The sequence below is a fragment of the Arachidicoccus terrestris genome (genome assembly GCF_020042345.1).
Lineage (GTDB): Bacteria > Bacteroidota > Bacteroidia > Chitinophagales > Chitinophagaceae > Arachidicoccus > Arachidicoccus terrestris.
Genome location: NZ_CP083387.1, coordinates 3,205,108 through 3,224,002 on the forward strand (window position 1 = coordinate 3,205,108; position 18,895 = coordinate 3,224,002).

The following is an 18,895-nucleotide window of genomic DNA, read 5'->3' on the forward strand; positions in this document are numbered from 1 at the left end:
GTCTAGCCAAAGTCGATTTCAGTGTTATCTCCGATATTTAGATTTCTGCTGAGTCCTTTTACGCTTGCATCATTACCGATCAGAGAGTTATCCAATACTACCTCATGCAGATTGGAGAAGGAGCCGATGATACAGTCTCTGATAACAGATTGTTCAATAACCGTATTGGCACCAATGGAGGCATGAGGGCCAATAATGGTGTTGGCTACCCGGCTGCCCGGTCCGATACTGACCGGAGGTTTGATGATGGCATTTTCTATTGTTGCGGTGGGGTCTATTTCGTTACCTATTTTTTTGAGCAGCAAGGCATTGGTTTCCAGTAAGGTCTCTTTGCGGCCACAGTCATACCAGTGTTTTACCTTAAAGGTCTGGATCTTTGCCTTGCGGCTGATCATACACTGCAGGGCATCGGTGAGATGAAACTGCCCTTCCGTAGTAATATTCTGGGAGAAAATATGGGAAAGACAATCATACATGATATTGGTTTCCTTGATCTTATATAAACCTACCAGCGCGGTATTGCTCATGGGGATCTTCGGCTTTTCTACCAAGAGCTGTATGAAGCCGTCCTGGCCGATCTCTGCCACTCCAAATCCTCTGGGATCGTCTACTTTCTGGACACCGATCATCGAATAGGGGCTGTCCAGCACCGCTTTGATATCAAAATCGCAGATGGTATCTCCCATAACAATAAAGACTTCGTCATCGCCTACAAGATCTCTGGTCAGCGCAATGGCCGGACCGGTACCGATTCTGGACGATTGAAATACATATTTGCAATTCAGGTCAGGATAGGCATTACTGACATATTCCTCGATCTTTTCTCCCAAATAACCAATGATAAATATAAATTCCTGGATACCAGCGTCTTTTAACTGATCAACGATAAAATTCAATATAGTTTTGCCAGCCAGAGGCAATAAAGCCTTAGGTTGTGTGTAGGTATGGGGTCGAAGTCTGGCACCTGTTCCGGCTACCGGAATAATTGCTTTCATGAAATCGTTTTTTCTGTAGTTAATTATCCTAAAACGCACGAATAGTCGTTATTTACGGATAATTATTTTATTGTTTGTACCGCTATTTTGCACGAATGTAGTAAATTCACGCCCAAATTACATTAAATTTCAAAAATAGAATCAATGCAAAGAGATAGCCAGGTTTTCGATCTTATTAACCAGGAGTTACATCGTCAGAGAAATGGCATCGAACTGATTGCCTCTGAGAACTTTACGAGCCTCCAGGTTATCCAGGCAATGGGATCAGTACTGACCAATAAATATGCGGAAGGTTATCCGGGCAGAAGGTATTATGCAGGATGTGAGATCGTCGACCAGACGGAACAGCTGGCGATCGATCGCCTAAAAGAGATCTTTAATATCAGCTATGCGAATGTGCAACCGCATAGCGGCGCCCAGGCCAATGCAGCCGTTCACCTGGCTTGCCTGAAACCTGGTGATAGAATACTGGGACTGGATTTAAGCATGGGTGGTCACCTGACCCATGGTTCTCCGGTTAACTATAGCGGTAAATTATATGAAGCTCATTTCTACGGAGTGGTGAAGGAAACCGGCCTTATCGATTATGAGATGCTGGAAAACCAGGCACGTTCTCTGAAACCTAAAATGATCATCTGTGGAGCCAGTGCCTACAGCAGGGACTGGGATTATGCCCGTATCCGTAAAGTGGCCGATGAAATCGGAGCGCTGGTAATGGCAGATATTGCACATCCCGCAGGCCTGATCGCTAAAAAACTTTTGGCAGATCCGTTCGATCATTGTCATATTGTTACCTCCACCACCCATAAAACCCTTCGCGGACCTAGAGGTGGTATTATCATGATGCGTAATGATTTTGAGAATCCATGGGGGCTGACAGATAATAAAGGGAACGTCCGTACGATGAGCGCTTTATTAGATCTCGCGGTATTTCCAGGTATCCAGGGCGGACCGTTAGAGCATGTTATTGCTGCTAAAGCCATCGCTTTCGGAGAGATATTAAGCGATGACTATACTCAGTACGCCAACCAGGTGCAGAAAAATGCACAGGCACTGGCGAAAGCTTTTGTGGATAAGGATTATCATATTATCAGCGGCGGTACTGATAATCATCTTATGCTGATCGATCTTAGAAATAAAGATATCAGTGGTAAAAAAGCGGAACAGGCACTCGTTAAGGCAGAGATTACGGCCAACAAGAATATGGTGCCATTTGATGACAGGTCCGCATTTGTTACTTCCGGTGTTCGGTTCGGGGTGGCTGCCGTCACAACCCGTGGCATGACAGAGGAACATATGGGCTTTATCGCTGATTCTGTGGATCAGATATTGACCAATGCAGATGACGAGCAGGTTATCGCTGCTGTTAGAAAACAGGTCAATGAGTTTATGACACAGTTTCCGCTATATCCTGAACTTGGTTAAGCAAAGTCGCTTAATTAGAAAGTGTAATTTATTAAAATAATAAAGGCTGTCTGTTTACTGAAGAGTGACAGGCAGCCTTTGTGATATATGTCTTTTTTTGTCTTAATAGTATAAAACTTTGCTTGGCCATAACTTCGTTGCCTAAAAACATATTCCAGAATTTACGTTGCGCAGAGAGTTTATTCTAGAGTCTTTTGTTTACAGTTTATAGGAATATGTATTTGACGCTTTCCCATTCTGATCTTTCATAACTGTTGTGCTTTTTTTTTAAAAATACTAATTTGCATGGCAATTAGATTAATGTTAGCCTTACTAAATGGAGAAATTATGAGAAAATGCTACTTCTTTTTCTTTCATTACATTTTATATCTGTAATATTTGCCCAAAGGAGTCAGCCATGAATATTATAGTCATAATCCTCCGTCTCCAGCGGCGTGGTGGTGTAAGCTGAGGCACTGCTCCTTCTCCTGCTGATCTTCTAATTTGATCGAAGGAGGAGGCGCAAGTTTAGGAGTCTCTATAACCATTGAAGATGAAGGGCGGTAATATATACGAAACAGGGGAATTATCAAATTCATCAATTTCTGTAGGAGCAAAGATAGGTGCTGTAGGAGTAGATGTCAAGGCTGATATTTTTCAAGGAGCGAATGCAATGATTAATACAATAGGATCCTTATGATTTTATTTGGCAGTTATGTTAATGAAAAAAATCACAAAGTAATGCATCAGACGACAATATTCCATTAAAAAAGTAGATTTATAACCCATTTTAATTTTAAACCATGAAACTCTTATTTCGTTCGTTTTTTTTATCTCATTAATTTTTGTAGCAGGTTGCAAACCGCAGACTGTCAAACATGAAAATGGTACCGAGCTGTCACGCACATCGGCCATAATTGTAAAATCTTTTTTTAATTCTATTAAATCTGGTGATTATAGTAAGGGCTTGAATCAACTATTGGGAGGAAATGGCATTATTGATATGAAAGATTCTGGAACAATTCTAATGCAGAATAAATTTAGGCTTCTAAATGAAACCTCAGGAAAATTTGTCTCTGAGAAATTGTTAAGAAAAAGGAATCTTGGCAACGATTTGGCTGTTTACATTTACTTTGTAAAGTATGACAAGAAATTTTATAGATTCACATTCACATTTTATAATAATGATAGTGATGTCAAAATATATAAATTTTCATTTGACGATACAATAGATTCTGAAATGGTTGAGAGCCTTCGCTTATATCTTGATCAACAGCAAAATTAAATTGTTCTAAACGTGTCTTGTCGCACATAGATAGAATATTTCATTAGGAGTTTATTTTAATGCTAACCGTCTTTCATTGACGGAAGTCTGACCTCGAAGATCTGTCGATAGAGAAAGGATACGGAGATACTCATAGCAGCTTCTGGGACGGTATAGATTTGCTATCACCAAAACTGCAACAATGGTCGACTATACCTACGACGGTAACGGTAATATGATTAGTGATCAGAACAAAAAGATTATCGGTATCAGCTATAATGTCTTAAATTTACCTGGCGGTATTACGGTAGCGGGGAAGGGGGCTATTAAATATTACTTTGATGTATCGGGCAACAAACTGCAAAAGCGAAAGGATTTGAAAGGTGACTTGTTAAGGGAGAGCGAACAGCTAATAAATATACAAAAGAAGAGGGCAGTCCACTGGGAAGAGGTAAATGTTGATCCCGTTTGATGTTCTCGTGATAATCGAACGTAGTGATCCAAATTCTAAAGTACATGCTACAATTTTAGAGAAGCCAAAAACTAGTAATTATGACGTTAAACAGCTTTAGTTATGTGGTGTTAACAATATTTGAAAAAAATATATCGGATTGTTTTGACGAACTTTCCGAATTTATACTAAACGATGAGAGAGATAACTATAAAATTTCAAAAGGAAAAATAAACTTTAATAAGATATATATTAATGAACCACCTCCCGGAGGAGCTCATTTTAGTATATTTTTAATTTGGGAGCCCCGAAATTTAATTGGAAAAACTGCATTCCTTTCAAGTTACAGTGATGGACGATATACATTAGTTTTGAATTATTGTGAGAAATATAAAGTTAAGGCAGTATCTGTAAGTTTTACAAATCGAAAAGATACATCTTATCTGGCTTATATGTTTAAGTATTTTGATTTTTCTCAGAACGAGGTAGTTGAAAGAATAATATATACAATTAAAGATGATGCTAAATGGGTATTTTATGAAAAAGGGAAAATTCAGCCATTCGAAGATATGGCTAATTATAAAAATAGAATTAAAACAAAGCGGTTTAATAGAAATATATTATTGAGTTATTTGGGTAAAATGAATATAAATATTGAGAAGGGGTCTTTTTGGCAATCTAATGATGGCATAGCGTTTTATTTTGAACAAATATGCTGGTCGTTATAATGTTAATAGAATAGGGCCGTAAAATTATAGAAAACGAAGTGCCAGTTTTCATGAAAGTAGAAACCTGTTATGTTAAACATGAAATATGGAAAGCGGCGGATATCGAGGTTTCTATTGAGAAAATAGGACAATAAGTATTTCATTTTTCCCTTTCCAGTAACTTTGTATGATGGCGAACGTTTTCTTAAATTAGGAAAAAAATAATGGTTGTTGACGTTTTCGTTTTTAAATGGATAAAAAAAAGTGTAAATGATTTTAATATTTAAAGATGTGGATTTTTAGCTGGGATAGGGTAAAATGGATGAGATTACTAACCCGTTTTGACAGGCAGCAATTTGAATATGATTCAATTTAGTTCAGAGGTTGATTGGGATTTTGGATTAATAAATATTGCAGAATTAGGTTTAATGCCTCCAATTTATAAAATAAGGACGTGATCTTATGATACTGAAATACTCTTTGACAATGTTTATGGCAACTTCTTGGCTGATTAAATTGGTAATTCATTTTCATTTGGACTGGAGAACCAATAGACGAAGAGAATTCCCTCTGGCTAACATGCTTCCAATTGATTACTTGTTTCCCTATTTTTATCCTGTAGAAAAGAAGTATTTAAAAAAAGAAAAAGTGTGCAACATATTTTATTGGGCAGCGTTTTTATCCACTATCTTTTTTTTAGTTTGGAAGCTTTTATACCCTATTGATTGGAAATAGAATGGTGGTGTGCAGATGCTGTTAATAATTCTAACAGCACGTTGGAGACTATAGATACGTTATTGCCACCAAAACCGCAAAGACAATCGACGATATATATGACGGTAATGGTAATATGACTAGCGACCACAACAAAAAGATTACCGGTATCAGCTATAATATCTTAAATTCACCCAGTGTTATAACGGTAGCACGGAGGGAGCTATTAAATATTACTATGATGCGGCGGGTAACAAGCTGCAGAAGCGCATCATGGATAATACCGCCAGTCCCAATACCACAGTTACCACCTATATCGGTGGAATCCTCTACCAAAATGACACACTACAGTTCTTTGGCACACCGGAAGATAGAGTAAGGGCCACTACGGCTAAAACGGATCTATGATTACTTTCTGAAAGATAATCTGGGCAATACCCGGATGATGATCACAGATGACTTCAATGTATCCAGTCCAATACTGGACGCCAATAGTTATTATCCATTCGGATTGCAGCAAAAGAGGATAGGGGTAACGGTAACGGTAACGGTAACGGCAGGAAGTCCACTACTTAACTATAAGAACACCTTCCAGAAACAGGAATTCAATGAGGACCTGGGAGTAGATCTCTATGAGTTTAAATACCGGATGGACGATACTTAGATCGGAAGGTTTTGGCAGGATCCGTTGGCGGATAAGTATGTTTATAACTCTACCTATGCCTTTAGTGAGAACAAAGTGATCAATGGTGTCGAATTTGAGAGGCTCGAGCGGGCACCGGCTCCATATAATAGTTATGAAGTCGCCAAGTCCATGGAGGATATTAAATTTGAGCCAAAATCTCAAACCATAGGCAGAAAAGTTTTTGGAACCGCCGGCAAATATGGACTTATTGTGGTAGGTATTGCAACTGACAATCCAGCCGCTATCATTTTAGGTATACCCAGTTTGGGGCTTACCGCCTCGCAAGATATTGCGCTTGCCAAAAAAACTGATAACAAACCCGCTCAGAAAACACCCAATAGTAGCAAGTGGGGGATTAGTTATAGTAGTCGACAAATTAGTAGAAGCTGCTACTGGCAAAAATACAAACGGAGCTTTTCAGACGATGGAAGAATTCGCAGAATCAGTTTACAATATAAGTCAATTAAAAAAGCCAACGGCGAGCGAAAGTGCTGTTGAAACTGTTGACAAAGTGAATGTAGTTGTCGAGTTTGTGGATAAAGCAATGAAGTTAATCAATAGTCTATTTAACAAAACGACACCGCTTAATTCGAAAGATAATAAAGATGATAAAAGCAAAAAATGATATATATGAAATAAGGCTTGATAAATCAAACACGAATATATTTATCAGGGTATTACGCTTATATAAATATTATTTATTATTTATTCCTATGGGCTTTCTAGTCATAATATTATTTAAAGACTATAGTTTTTATTTGTTGCTAATTGGGCTTGGTGTAACATTGAGTATTACTTTTTTATTTTGCTTTATTGCTAATTGGAAAATATTATATTCAGTTAAATATGATATTTCGTCAGATACGATAGAATTGTTTTCAATTCGGGGTTCAAAAGTCTGTCGGGAATTGACAACTAAGCGCACGGACATGAAAATATCTATTAGACAAAATTTTGGCTACAGATATCCCATATGGCAAATTTTTTTTTATTATAAGAATAAACTCATTCTTTCTCAAAAAGAAGTGGGTGGCTGGAATAAGGCCATGTTTATAGAAATAGAGGAAACTATTAAGACTGCGAACTTGAAAGCACGTGATTAAAAAGTTTGTACATAATATTCGTTAATTATATTAATAATTATGAAAAGCATTGCACCTTTATATTTATCGTATAGACAACGAATTATCAATGGATTGTCTAAAGTGTTGATTTTTATCCTATTTATGATAGTACTTGTATTTTTGACTGATGTGAATACATATCGAATTGTGGCACTTGTTTGTCTGGGAGGTTTTATAGGCTTTAATATTTATAAACTTTTTCAAAAAAGCAAAAGGTATATTAAATCTATTGAATTTTCAGGGACAGCGGTAAGAATTACTATCATTGATCAATTCAATACAACAACGGTTATGTCAAATGATATTAAAGAAATAAGGATAAAGTTGGTTGAACTTTTCATCGGGTTTAATCGTATTGGTAGAAATTTTAAACTACAAATTGACATTAGAAAAAATGGGAAGTTTGAAAAAGTTTTTGACCAATACGAAATTGGTGGCGGGAATTTAGAATTATTTAAAAAAAGCTGTGCTCTGTATTCAGAAATGAAAATCAGTTAATGATACTTTGTCGCAATGGAGAGAATGTTAATAGAGTCAATTTTGCTTCTGTTGCTGGAAGTTTATTTATCGGGAATCCTTTTGCTAGTGCATTGCCTGGGAGTGCGGTGGAGTTTAATTTAAAAGAAGGGATTATAGTCCATAATGCCCAAACATCAATGATTAATTATTATTACGGTACTGTTGGTAATTTTATGGGAGTTGCTGCTAAAAAAGGATTCAGTAACGCTTTCAAAGTTACTGCAACTCAAATAGCAGCGAGTACAGATACTAATTATTTAGCTAATCAACAATTAAAAGCAATTAATAATGGAAATTAAATTAAATAACCGAATACGGAGTATTCTAAGTTATTTATTCATGGCTTTTGTATTTATATGCATAATTATTGGACTGAAAAGTCAATGTAATTTAACTTCTAAGCATTTATTGGGAAATGCCAAAATTGATGCTTGCGGAGTTGGAGGCGGTAGAACTTCTGGTTTTTGGATAGATTACACACTCGAAGTAAATGGAGAAAAGTTTAAAAATTCTTCCTTATATGATATATATAAGTTGACAGTTCCGATGGTCCGAAAATATTTTATTGGGAAAACCTTTCCAGCTGCTTATTATCCTTCTAACCCTTCTAATTCCCATCTATTAATCCTGCCAGAAGATTTTGAAAACTTTGGGTATAAATTTCCCGATTCTCTTAGTTGGGTAAAAGCAATAACTGAAAAGAAAAATGATAAATAACAATATGGATTCATGGTAAAGCTGTTTTATAAAAGCCACAATAACATTTATAAAAATTGTAACCAATAGTAAAATCTAATGGCCTCATCACCGATGGTTCGTAAGTGTTTTATTAAGAAAATTTTCCCGAAGATTTTGAAAACTTTGGGTATAAATTTCCCGATTATCTAAATTGGGTAAAAGCTCTAATTGGAAAGGTACATGGAAAATAGTATTCCGGAATGTTAGTAAGCGCATTTTTTAAAGTTGCGACAGGATTCATTAGGCTAATTAATAATCGTATAATCATCACGGCCTCAGCAACAATTCACATGGCTTGATCCCGGTCTGCTTTTTAAAGGCAGCAGAGAAATGAGAAATCGTAGAATACCCCAAAAATGCTTAATTATTATTATGGTACAGTTGGTAATTTAATGGGAGTAGCTGCTATTAGGGGATTTAGTAACGCGCTCAAAGTAACTGCGTTGCAAATTGGAGCAAGCACAGCTACAAATTATTTAGCTGATAAAACGATTAATTATGGAAAATGATCAAAAAGAAATATTCCGAAAAGGGCTAAGTTTTTTATTTATAACACTTCTGGTTAGTCTCATGGTTAATGGTCTTATTAGGCAATGTAATTTAAACGCCGACCATGTATTAGAAAATGCTAAAATTTATAAGGCTGGGGCAGAGGGAGGTAAAAATTCGGGCTTCTGGATAGACTATACATTTCAGACAAAAGGAGAAAATTTTGAAGGTTCCTCGTTATATGGCATAAATAAATTGAATGTGCCAATGGTTCGCAAATATTTTATTGGGAAAACCTTCCCAGTTGCGTATTATCCTTCTGATCCTTCAAATTCGCATCTACTAATTTTGCCAGAAGACTTTGACAAATTTGGATATGAATTCCCAGATTCACTTAATTGGGTTAAAGATTTAATTGAAAAGGAGTCAGGGGACAGAAAATAATAATTTGGTCTTACAGATACCGCATAGATTAAATTTATCCTTAATATCCCGTTAATGACTACTTACGGCCTCAGCAACAATTCACATGGCTTGATCCCGGTCTGCTTCTTAAAGGCTGCAGAGAAATGAGAAATCGTAGAATAGCCCAAAATAGCTGCCACATCAGTTACACTCAATCCTTTTTGATAGAGCAGGTACTTGGCATGATCCATTCTTTGTTGCTGATAAAAGTCAAATATAGTCGTTCCAAAGACTTCTTTAAACCCTTTTTTCAGATAGCATTCATTTATAGCCACTCTTTTACTGAGTTCTTTGATGGTAATAGGAGAGTCCAGGTTTTCCAGTAAGATATCTTTGGCCTGCTGGATTTTATCCAAACCGGCGTCATCGGCTAAGAAGCGGCAGGTAAATACTTCCCGGTTCTTCTCCTCGATCAGGCAATCCATACTGTACAGCAGGATTTCGTGGATCTTGGAGTTGATAAAGATGTTCTCCATGGTACCGGTGTAATTTCTTTCCAGTAGTGCAGAAAGCGTCGTGCGTTGTTTTGGACATACTGGAAAAAGCTTAACGAAAGATGTAGAATAGGTAAAAGAGAGGACATGCTCTTTTTTACTTTTATCTTTCCCTGTGCCGGCAAACTGGCTCAGATAATTAGGCGTAAACTGAAAATTAAACAGACTAAGTGTGTCCAAGGCATTGACACAGGATTCCGCATTCTTGGAACTGCAGACCCTGCATTCTGTATCACTGCAGTAACGATTGCCTGTAAGACAAAACCGCAGGTCCAGTGTAGGCTCACCGCCATCCTCTGCTGTATTATAGCGGAGCATGCCACTATCTTGTCTGTTCCAGTCGTCATCCAGCGCAAACGCAGTAATACTTGACGCGGTAGACCCCGGTACCGCATATTCCTTGCGGTAAACGATCTCCATTCCCGACCTCAAACATTCATTCTCTGTCATTCTTACTAAATCCATGGACATGTAACCTTTATGATTCAATCCGACCAGATAACAAATAGCTATGAGATCAGATGCCGTTAATGTTTCTTACTTCTACCAAGTGCCCATTCATAGTTTATGTCAGAGGTCTCGAGCGGATCTGAACGATTCCGATTTAACTGAGTCTCTTTCAGTCACCTAGTAAAAAGCCTGGTTATGGAAACCAGGCCTCAAAGGTCGCTTATTTTTTGTCACTAAATTGTCATATATAGACGGCGGTTGCTTCCTGATGGGAAATCGCCTTCCCGCAGCTTTTCGGCCCGGCTATTTATCCTTTCTGCGAACCACCTGAGCGACCATGTCTGCTTCTGTAGCGACCTTGCCGTTAGCATATACGGTACCATGCATGTCGCACAGGCCACGGCGGATCGGGCTGTTCAACTCCATTTTAAGCAGCAGGGTATCGCCGGGGCGTACCATCTGCTTAAATTTACAATTGTCTATTTTCAGGAAATACGTATCGTATTCCCCCTCACCCATCATATTGATGCATAGGATGCCGCCGGTCTGCGCCAGGGCCTCAATCTGCAATACGCCCGGCATGATCGGATTTCCGGGAAAATGTCCCTGGAAGAACTGTTCATTAAAAGTGACATTTTTGACACCTACAATTGAGGTATCGGTCAGGTCAATGATCTTATCTACCAGTAAGAACGGATAACGATGGGGCAGCGTCTTTTCTATATGCTCCAATGTATAAATAGGAGGCTGGGTATAATCGTAGGTCGGCACATCCTTTATGTGCTTATTACGTTTGATATGCGCCTTAATGGTTTTCGCAAATGCCACATTAGAGCTGTGCCCCGGCCTATGCGCCAGTATTCTTGCTTTGATGGGATAACCGATCAGAGCTAAATCTCCTACAACATCCAATAATTTGTGGCGGGCCGGTTCGTTAGGAAACCGAAGTTCCAGATTATTCAGATAGCCGCCGCTCTGAACCTCTACTTTATCTCTTTTGAATACTTTGGCCAGATGGTCCATTTCTCCTTCTGTGATCGGTTTGTCCACAATAATGATTGCATTATTGATGTCTCCGCCCTTGATCAGGTTATGTTCCAGCAGCATTTCCAGTTCATGCAGGAAAGAAAAGGTTCTGCAAGGAGCGATCTCCGTCTTAAAATTGCGGATGTTTTTCAACTGGGCATACTGTGTCCCGAGTACGGGGCTATTAAAATCGATGAGTGCCGTAACGCTAAAGCCATTGGCTGCCGGCATGGCGACCATCTCTACCTGCTTCTCTTCATCATAATGGAAAATATTCTCGTCAATCTGATACCAGATCTTGGCCGCTTCCTGCTCCTGGATACCTGCAGATTCAATGATCTCAATAAAAGGCTGGGCACTGCCATCCATAATCGGGATCTCCGGACCATTCAACTCAATTAAAACATTATCAACGCTCATGCCCACCAGAGCTGCGAGAATATGTTCTACTGTTGACACTTTGGCATCTCCTACCTGCAGGGTCGTTCCGCGACTGGTGTCGGTTACCAGGTCACAATCGGCCTTGATAATCGGCTGACCCGGCAGATCGATACGCTGAAACTGGATCCCGAAACCGGGACTGGCCGGACAGAGTTTCATATCCACTATGGCACCGGTATGCAAACCTGTACCACTGATACTGACTGGATTACCTAAAGTGTGTTGCTTATTCTGGTTAAACTTCTGCGTCATATTTTAATTTGTCATTAAAGTTGTGTCTGAAACGGGGCCGAACTTTCCATCATGAAGGCTTGGTCCGGCACCGGGCAAAATTACGATTTCATGGGTTAAAGGGAAAACTTTTAGTCCTTTTTGCGTTCGCTGAGGGCTTTTTCCAGCTCGGCGATGCGTTTTTCCAGCTCGGGTAAGCGTCTGAATATCGCACTGCTTTTCAAGTGGTCGCGCATGGCAAAGGCGGGTGATCCGCCTACCATTTGGCCGGGAATATCGCTTACCTTGGAAATCCCGCTCTGGGCCGTGGCGATAAAACGCTCAGGGGTCTCCAGGTGACCGGCAATACCTACTTGTCCGGCGATCATATTATACTTGCCGATATGTGTGCTGCCGCTGATACCCGCCTGGGCCGCAATGCCCGTATGCTCGCCCACTTCCACATTATGCGCTAACTGCACCAGATTGTCGATCTTCGTTCCTTTTCTGATGATCGTGGCGGTTAATGTGGCCCTGTCAATACAGGTATTCGCGCCGATCTCCACATCGTCTTCAATAATGACATTGCCAATCTGCGGAATTTTTTTATAAATGCCCTGCTTATCCGGTACAAACCCAAATCCGTCGGCGCCGATGACGGCGCCCGCATGAATAATGACATTACTGCCGATCATACAGTCGTGATAGATCTTCACACCGGCATAGATGATTGTATTCTCACCTATGGTAACATTCTCTCCCAGATAACAACCGGGATAGATCTTGGTGTTCTTGCCGATTGAGCTTCTGTTATTCACGTATGTAAAGGCTCCGATATAGATATTCTCTCCCAGACGGGCAGATTCAGAGACAAAGGCCGGCTCCTCTATGCCTTTTAAGCCCTGGACATGCATTTCCTGATAGATCTGCAGTAAGGTCGCAAACGCCGCGTAGGCATCTTCTACCACCAGCAGCGTTGCCTTTATCGGGCTATCAGGTACCATATCTTTACCGATCAGCACAATGGAGGCTTCTGTTTTTAGCAAGGCTTCCGTGTATTTAGGATTGCCCATAAAGGTCAGATCCCCTTTAGTGGCAGCTTCAATATTATTGAAGCTGCTGACGACCGTTTCCGGGTTGCCCTGTATCGTGGCATTTATTAAACCAGCTATTTGTTGCGCTGTAAATTGCATGAACTGTATTTTATGAGCGTAATATATAATTTTTTCTTTCTAAAAACCTCTTAAAAATGAAGCCTTCACTTTTTGGGAAAGCAAATGTAGAACTTTTTAACAGGCATAGAAAGCGCGCCCTGAATGATAGCGTTTTCTACCAATGATATTTCCTGAACACTGCCATCTTTAGCCATCAGCAGGATGTTCTCATCGCCGATCTGGTAGGTCGTATTGACGGCATCACCGGTAAATACAAAGTAGTCCACCTGGTCTTCCGTCAGATGATATTTCTTTCGGGCTTTCTCCTTTTTTTCCAGGATAAATTCAGGGTCAAAAGGGTGGCCTTGCAGCTGGCATTTAAAGAGTTTTCTGTTCAGGATGTTACTGCTTAGGCGGCTGATGACAGGATCTGAATGATGGCTCCATTTTTTGATCGCAGACTGAATATCTCCGTCATCCAGCTGACAGAATTTATCCAGTGAAGCCCGGTCCATTTCCCCGGTAAACTCCAGGAAAAAATAGTCCAGCGGAGAATGCAGTATTATTTGTTCGTCACCGCTGTCATATAGATAACGGGCCCGCTGCAGGATCTTGACCATCATTTTTTCGGCAGCGATAACCGTTTTGTGTAAGTAGACCTGCCAATACATCTGTCTTCTGGCGATCAGAAATTTTTCTACGCTATGAATGCCCTTTTCTTCGACGACCAACTGGTCGTCATGGACAGACAGCATTTTCAGTATCCTGCCGTAACCGATGACCCCCTCACTGACACCGGTGAAAAAGCTGTCCCTGGATAAATAATCCATTCGATCCATATCCAGCTGCCCGCTGATCAGTTGGTGCAGAAAAGGCTTATGATATTTGTCGGTAAAGATGGCAATGGTCAGATCCAGTGCCCCCTTGAACTCCTCATTTAAGGCTTTCATAATCTGTAGACTCAGATCCTCGTGATGGACACCCCTTACCAGCATATGCTCCAGTGCGTGGGAGAAGGGCCCATGACCAATGTCGTGCAATAGTATGGCACACTTTACGGCCAGTTCTTCTTCTGCTGTGATCGCTATTTTCTTGTCCTTCAACTCACTGACAGCAATACACATCAGGTGATAGGCGCCAAGTGCATGGTGCAGACGCGTGTGGACGGCCCCCGGATAGACCAGGCTGGCCATGGCCATCTGTTTGATCCGGCGCAGCCGTTGAAAATAGGGATGTTCGATGATTTTGAAAATCAATGGTTGATTTATCGTAATAAAACCATGTACCGGATCATTGATGATCTTCCTCGTGGGCTTTTTCATCTGGCAAATTTAACGCATATAAAGGTTATATGGGCATTTATCGGCATCCTGCCGGCCTGAACCATGAGGGACCGGTTATTTTGAGAGGATTTACGGTGCTCTTATTGATTTTCCCGCAAATTACCAAAGGAATCGAAGGGATTTTAACATCCAGGATGCAGAGTTCGTTGTGAAAATGATTAAAAATTATTCTATAATTATTTAATAGATAGTTTTATATATATATTATATTAACCAATGCTTACCAAATCAGCCTTGACAATTTAAATCGTAAAATATCCTTAACTTTGCCCACATTTTAAGAGAACCTGTAAGAGAAATCAGGTTTTCTAAGACTAATGGATAATAAGATACCCGGATAATCTCGGATATCTCTTAAGACAAGACTTAGTAGTAGGAGATTAACATATATATGGCAAATAAGTATAAAGAGTTTTCAAAATTGGATTTGCCCGCTGTGGAGCAAGCCATGCTGAAAAACTGGCAGGAAGGTAAAGCATTTGAAAAAAGTATCACACTTAGAGAAGGAGCACCCAGCTTCGTGTTTTATGAGGGGCCTCCCAGTGCCAATGGTATGCCTGGTATTCATCATGTCATCTCCAGAACGATCAAAGACATGGTTTGCCGTTATAAGACCATGAAAGGTTTCCAGGTGCGCCGTAAAGGTGGGTGGGATACCCATGGACTACCTGTAGAATTAGGGGTGGAAAAAGAACTCGGTATTACCAAGGAAGATATCGGTAAAAAGATCACCGTAGAAGAATATAATAAAAAATGCCGCGAGGCCGTACTGCGCTATAAGGATAAATGGGATCAGCTGACCATGCAGATGGGATATTGGGTAGATCTTAAGAATCCTTATATCACCTTTGATAATAAATATATTGAAACCTTATGGTGGCTACTGGAAAAGCTGTATAAAAAAGGCTATCTCTACGAGAGCATCAGTATACAGCCGTATTCGCCGGCTGCAGGCACCGGTCTGAGTTCTCATGAACTCAATCAGCCAGGCACCTATAAGGATGTAAAAGATACATCAGCGACTGTCATTTTCAATATGGTTGAAAATGAACAGTCCAGAGCGCTGTTTGAACAAAGCGGTGGTCGTCCGGTTGGTCTGATGGCCTGGACAACCACGCCCTGGACACTGCCCTCTAATCTGGGACTTACTGTTGGTAAAAATATCGACTATGCCCTGATTGACAGTTTTAATCCGTATACCGCGGCTCCTATCATGGTACTTGTTGCACAGCCGCTTGTGGGTAACTATTTTAAAGCGGAGGCGGAAAATCAAGACTTCGAAACGTATCAATCAGGTGATAAACTGATTCCCTGGCGTCAGGTGGCCAGCTTTAAGGGGAAAGAATTGGAAGGTGTCCGTTATGAACAATTGCTTCCCTTTGAGGCCAATCATACCGAAAACCCTAATGCATTTAAAGTGATGCTGGGTGATTTTGTTACCACAGAGGATGGTACCGGTATTGTTCATACCGCACCTGCTTTTGGTGCGGATGATTATAAGGTGGGGCAAAAGTATGGCATCGGCATACTGATCATGGTGGACCGGGAAGGGAAGTTCATTGATGGCATGGGACATTACAGTGGCCGCTATGTCAAGGATTATAAAGATGCACCCGACTATGTAGACGTGAACGTCGATATCTGCGTAGAATTGAAGCAGGCCGGCAAGGCGTTTAAAGTCGAGAAATATGAACACAATTATCCTCATTGCTGGAGAACGGATAAACCAATTCTTTATTACCCTTTAGATGCCTGGTTTATCAAGACGACAGCACTCAAGGACCGCATGGTGGAACTCAATAAGACGATCAATTGGAAACCTAAGTCCACCGGCGAGGGCCGTTTTGGTAACTGGCTGGAAAATATGGTCGACTGGAACCTCAGCCGCTCCCGTTTCTGGGGAACGCCACTACCCGTTTGGCGGACGGAGGACGGCAAGGAAGAACGTTGCATTGGTTCTATTGATGACCTGCAAGCCGGTATTAAAGAAGCCGCTGACGTATTGGGCGGTGAAGTGAATGTGAGGTTTCTGAATAAAGGTGTATTGGATCTGCATAAACCCTATGTAGATGAGATCATCCTTTTATCGGCTTCCGGCAAACCGATGAAGCGTGTGCCGGATCTGGTTGACGTATGGTTTGACAGTGGCGCCATGCCGTTTGCCCAGTGGCATTTCCCATTTGAGAATAAGGAGGTCTTCGCCGATAACTACCCGGCGGACTTTATCTGCGAAGGCGTGGATCAGACCAGAGGCTGGTTTTATACCCTGCATGCCATCAGCGCCATGCTGAAAGAGGACGTATGGGAAGAACTAAAAAAAGACGGACTGCCCGTTTCTGAAGAAAAATATCCCGGTCTCGCGTACCGGACTGTAGTGTCTAACGGTCTGGTGTTGGATAAATACGGCAACAAAATGTCTAAAAGATTAGGCAATACCGTAGACCCGTTTGAGACCATTGAAAAATACAGTGCAGATGCGACCAGATGGTATCTGATGACGAATGCGTCTCCCTGGGATAATCTTAAATTTGACTTAGCCGGTATTGAGGAAGTTCAAAGAAAATTCTTCGGCACCTTATATAATACTTATCAGTTCTTTGCGCTGTATGCCAATCTGGACGGGTTCTCTTTTAAAGAAGCTCCCATTGCCCTGGAAGAGCGCCCTGAAATCGACCGCTGGATTTTGTCTGTATTACATTCTCTTATTGAGCAGGTAGGCACCCAGATGGACGATTATGAGCCGACGATTGCCTTCAGGGCGATCGACAGTTTTGTTGGAGAGCAGCTCAGCAACTGGTATGTCAGACTCTGCAGAAGGCGTTTCTGGAAAGGCGATTATGAAAAAGATAAGATATCTGCCTATCAGACCTTGTATGAATGCCTGGAGACACTGACCCGGCTTATGGCACCGCTTTCACCGTTTTTCAGCGATGAACTCTTCCGGAACCTGAATGCGGTAACCGGAAGGTTCACGGTTGAGAGTGTACACCACAGCGATTTTCCGGTAGCAGACAGCTCTAAGATTGATCTGGCACTGGAAGAAAGAATGCAGCTGGCACAGGACAGTGCTTCTCTGATCCTTTCCTTACGCAAGAAAGAGAACATCATTGTCCGTCAGCCCTTACAGAAGGTGCTGATTCCGGTACTCGATGACAGGATGCAGCAGCAGTTGTCCAAGGTTGAGGATCTGATCAAATCGGAGACCAATATTAAAGAAGTAGAATACCTGAAAGATGATCAGGGCATCATTCATAAGAAGATCAAGGCAGATTTTAAAGCCCTGGGTAAACGTCTGGGCGCTAAGATGAAGCAGGTCGCAGGACTGATTGCTCAGTTCTCCCAGCAAGATATCGCCCGTCTGGAAAAGGATGGCAGGCTGGATCTGGAAGTGAATGGTGAACGGATACCGATTGAAAAAGATGACGTAGTGATTACGGCGGAAGATGTGCCCGGCTGGAGTGTTGCCGGACGTGGTCCGTTGACGGTAGCCCTGGATATTACCATTACGGAGGATTTAAAACAGGAAGGGATGGCCAGGATATTCGTCAACCGCATTCAGAATATCCGTAAGGAAGAGAAATTTGAATTGACCGACCGTATCCAGGTAGAAGTGCTTGATAATAGTAAAATTAAAGCCGCACTGCAAAGATTTAATGATTATATTTGTTCTGAAATATTGGCAGATAAATTGTCATATGTTTCAGATGTTAAAAACGGAACGGAAATTGATATTGACGATAATAAGCTAAAAATCAAGGTCCAAAAAAACAGTTAAGCGTATGCCTACAACGAAGAAGACTGCTAATAAAAAAACTGTGAAAGCTGCAGCAACAAAACCTGCAGCCAAGAAAGCAGCAACCGCCAAGTCTGGGACGGCCGCTAAGAAAGCAGCGCCCGCAAAGAAGGCGACTGTAACGGCAAAAGCCGTGAAAGCAGCTGGTAAAACGGCACCTAAATCAGCGGCAAAGTCTGCGGCAAAACCGGTAGCGAAAAAAACGGCTTCTGCGGCAAAGACACCTGCCAAAAAGGTACCCGCAAAAAAAACGCCTGCTAAATCAGTAGCGCCCAAGAAGGCAGCTCCTGCAAAAAGCGCGGCCACCAAAAAGGCTACGACCGCTGCATCTGCTCCTAAGAAAGCATCTGCAGCAAAACCTGTCTCTGCACCTGCTAAGGCAGTTGATAAAAAATCATCATCCAAGCAAACAAAAAGTAAAGAAAGTAT

General features: G+C 41.0%; 18 protein-coding genes. 12 read left to right on the forward strand and 6 right to left on the reverse strand.

What is annotated here, in order from left to right; all coding sequences use genetic code 11:
- Positions 1–2: 2 nt before the first annotated feature.
- The gene (locus tag K9M52_RS12460; protein ID WP_224068753.1) at positions 3–995 is read right to left on the reverse strand and encodes a sugar nucleotidyltransferase; all 993 of its coding nucleotides are present in this window, start codon (positions 993–995) and stop codon (positions 3–5) included.
- A gap of 144 nt (positions 996–1,139) precedes the next feature.
- Between K9M52_RS12460 and K9M52_RS12465 the strand changes: the two genes are divergently transcribed.
- The 11 genes from K9M52_RS12465 (at position 1,140) to K9M52_RS12510 (ending at position 9,534) form a co-directional block, all read left to right on the forward strand.
- On the forward strand, positions 1,140–2,420 hold the full coding sequence (locus K9M52_RS12465) for a serine hydroxymethyltransferase (protein WP_224068754.1): 1,281 nt from the start codon (positions 1,140–1,142) through the stop codon (positions 2,418–2,420).
- A 1,445-nt stretch (positions 2,421–3,865) separates the two neighbouring features.
- The gene (locus tag K9M52_RS12470; protein ID WP_224068755.1) at positions 3,866–4,135 is read left to right on the forward strand and encodes a hypothetical protein; all 270 of its coding nucleotides are present in this window, start codon (positions 3,866–3,868) and stop codon (positions 4,133–4,135) included.
- Between the two features lie 80 nt (positions 4,136–4,215).
- Positions 4,216–4,842, forward strand: a complete 627-nt coding sequence (locus tag K9M52_RS12475) for a hypothetical protein (RefSeq protein WP_224068756.1) — start codon at positions 4,216–4,218, stop codon at positions 4,840–4,842.
- A gap of 966 nt (positions 4,843–5,808) precedes the next feature.
- Complete coding sequence (locus K9M52_RS19045) at positions 5,809–5,943, forward strand: hypothetical protein (protein ID WP_262902406.1); 135 nt, start codon at positions 5,809–5,811, stop codon at positions 5,941–5,943.
- A 34-nt stretch (positions 5,944–5,977) separates the two neighbouring features.
- Positions 5,978–6,199 (forward strand): hypothetical protein, encoded by a 222-nt coding sequence (locus K9M52_RS12480; RefSeq protein ID WP_224068757.1) that lies wholly within the window; start codon positions 5,978–5,980, stop codon positions 6,197–6,199.
- Between the two features lie 316 nt (positions 6,200–6,515).
- Positions 6,516–6,845, forward strand: a complete 330-nt coding sequence (locus K9M52_RS12485; RefSeq protein ID WP_224068758.1) for a hypothetical protein — start codon at positions 6,516–6,518, stop codon at positions 6,843–6,845.
- On the forward strand, positions 6,826–7,323 hold the full coding sequence (locus K9M52_RS12490; protein ID WP_224068759.1) for a hypothetical protein: 498 nt from the start codon (positions 6,826–6,828) through the stop codon (positions 7,321–7,323). Before K9M52_RS12485 ends, K9M52_RS12490 begins: the two co-directional genes overlap by 20 nt.
- A gap of 39 nt (positions 7,324–7,362) precedes the next feature.
- A complete protein-coding gene (locus K9M52_RS12495; RefSeq protein ID WP_224068760.1) occupies positions 7,363–7,842 on the forward strand; it encodes a hypothetical protein in 480 nt (159 codons plus the stop codon).
- The gene (locus K9M52_RS12500) at positions 7,842–8,162 is read left to right on the forward strand and encodes a hypothetical protein (protein WP_224068761.1); all 321 of its coding nucleotides are present in this window, start codon (positions 7,842–7,844) and stop codon (positions 8,160–8,162) included. Before K9M52_RS12495 ends, K9M52_RS12500 begins: the two co-directional genes overlap by 1 nt.
- A gap of 40 nt (positions 8,163–8,202) precedes the next feature.
- Positions 8,203–8,580 (forward strand): hypothetical protein, encoded by a 378-nt coding sequence (locus K9M52_RS12505; protein ID WP_224068762.1) that lies wholly within the window; start codon positions 8,203–8,205, stop codon positions 8,578–8,580.
- A 519-nt stretch (positions 8,581–9,099) separates the two neighbouring features.
- A complete protein-coding gene (locus tag K9M52_RS12510) occupies positions 9,100–9,534 on the forward strand; it encodes a hypothetical protein (RefSeq protein WP_224068763.1) in 435 nt (144 codons plus the stop codon).
- 62 nt (positions 9,535–9,596) lie between these two features.
- On the opposite strand, the gene K9M52_RS12515 is transcribed toward K9M52_RS12510, so the two are convergent.
- The 4 genes from K9M52_RS12515 to K9M52_RS12530 all read right to left on the reverse strand — a co-directional run bounded on the left by K9M52_RS12515 (position 9,597) and on the right by K9M52_RS12530 (position 14,652).
- On the reverse strand, positions 9,597–10,514 hold the full coding sequence (locus K9M52_RS12515) for a helix-turn-helix domain-containing protein (RefSeq protein ID WP_224068764.1): 918 nt from the start codon (positions 10,512–10,514) through the stop codon (positions 9,597–9,599).
- A 288-nt stretch (positions 10,515–10,802) separates the two neighbouring features.
- Positions 10,803–12,218, reverse strand: a complete 1,416-nt coding sequence (locus tag K9M52_RS12520; RefSeq protein WP_224068765.1) for a bifunctional UDP-3-O-[3-hydroxymyristoyl] N-acetylglucosamine deacetylase/3-hydroxyacyl-ACP dehydratase — start codon at positions 12,216–12,218, stop codon at positions 10,803–10,805.
- Positions 12,219–12,328: 110 nt separating this feature from the next.
- Positions 12,329–13,369 carry a UDP-3-O-(3-hydroxymyristoyl)glucosamine N-acyltransferase gene (lpxD, locus tag K9M52_RS12525; RefSeq protein ID WP_224068766.1) on the reverse strand — a complete coding sequence of 347 codons (1,041 nt, stop codon included), beginning with the start codon at positions 13,367–13,369 and terminating at the stop codon, positions 12,329–12,331.
- Between the two features lie 65 nt (positions 13,370–13,434).
- Positions 13,435–14,652 carry an HD domain-containing protein gene (locus K9M52_RS12530; RefSeq protein ID WP_224068767.1) on the reverse strand — a complete coding sequence of 406 codons (1,218 nt, stop codon included), beginning with the start codon at positions 14,650–14,652 and terminating at the stop codon, positions 13,435–13,437.
- A 412-nt stretch (positions 14,653–15,064) separates the two neighbouring features.
- Between K9M52_RS12530 and ileS the strand changes: the two genes are divergently transcribed.
- Positions 15,065–18,448 carry an isoleucine--tRNA ligase gene (gene ileS / locus K9M52_RS12535; RefSeq protein WP_224068768.1) on the forward strand — a complete coding sequence of 1,128 codons (3,384 nt, stop codon included), beginning with the start codon at positions 15,065–15,067 and terminating at the stop codon, positions 18,446–18,448.
- Here the strand turns inward: ileS and K9M52_RS12540 are convergent.
- On the reverse strand, positions 18,419–18,871 hold the full coding sequence (locus K9M52_RS12540; RefSeq protein ID WP_224068769.1) for a hypothetical protein: 453 nt from the start codon (positions 18,869–18,871) through the stop codon (positions 18,419–18,421). The two genes, ileS and K9M52_RS12540, sit on opposite strands and share 30 nt — an antisense overlap.
- Between the last annotated feature and the right edge of the window lie 24 nt (positions 18,872–18,895).

Bases quoted from the DNA above. Each gene is read 5' to 3' on its own strand.
- K9M52_RS12490 (WP_224068759.1), top strand. From the start codon at position 6,826: ATGATAAAAGCAAAAAATGATATATATGAAATAAGGCTTGATAAATCA.
- K9M52_RS12520 (WP_224068765.1), bottom strand. From the start codon at position 12,218: ATGACGCAGAAGTTTAACCAGAATAAGCAACACACTTTAGGTAATCCA.
- K9M52_RS12475 (WP_224068756.1), top strand. From the start codon at position 4,216: ATGACGTTAAACAGCTTTAGTTATGTGGTGTTAACAATATTTGAAAAA.
- K9M52_RS12495 (WP_224068760.1), top strand. From the start codon at position 7,363: ATGAAAAGCATTGCACCTTTATATTTATCGTATAGACAACGAATTATC.
- K9M52_RS12530 (WP_224068767.1), bottom strand. From the start codon at position 14,652: ATGAAAAAGCCCACGAGGAAGATCATCAATGATCCGGTACATGGTTTT.
- K9M52_RS19045 (WP_262902406.1), top strand. From the start codon at position 5,809: ATGGATAATACCGCCAGTCCCAATACCACAGTTACCACCTATATCGGT.
- K9M52_RS12480 (WP_224068757.1), top strand. From the start codon at position 5,978: ATGATGATCACAGATGACTTCAATGTATCCAGTCCAATACTGGACGCC.
- lpxD (WP_224068766.1), bottom strand. From the start codon at position 13,369: ATGCAATTTACAGCGCAACAAATAGCTGGTTTAATAAATGCCACGATA.
- K9M52_RS12500 (WP_224068761.1), top strand. From the start codon at position 7,842: ATGATACTTTGTCGCAATGGAGAGAATGTTAATAGAGTCAATTTTGCT.
- K9M52_RS12515 (WP_224068764.1), bottom strand. From the start codon at position 10,514: ATGGATTTAGTAAGAATGACAGAGAATGAATGTTTGAGGTCGGGAATG.
- K9M52_RS12465 (WP_224068754.1), top strand. From the start codon at position 1,140: ATGCAAAGAGATAGCCAGGTTTTCGATCTTATTAACCAGGAGTTACAT.
- K9M52_RS12460 (WP_224068753.1), bottom strand. From the start codon at position 995: ATGAAAGCAATTATTCCGGTAGCCGGAACAGGTGCCAGACTTCGACCC.
- K9M52_RS12470 (WP_224068755.1), top strand. From the start codon at position 3,866: ATGGTCGACTATACCTACGACGGTAACGGTAATATGATTAGTGATCAG.
- K9M52_RS12505 (WP_224068762.1), top strand. From the start codon at position 8,203: ATGGCTTTTGTATTTATATGCATAATTATTGGACTGAAAAGTCAATGT.
- ileS (WP_224068768.1), top strand. From the start codon at position 15,065: ATGGCAAATAAGTATAAAGAGTTTTCAAAATTGGATTTGCCCGCTGTG.
- K9M52_RS12510 (WP_224068763.1), top strand. From the start codon at position 9,100: ATGGAAAATGATCAAAAAGAAATATTCCGAAAAGGGCTAAGTTTTTTA.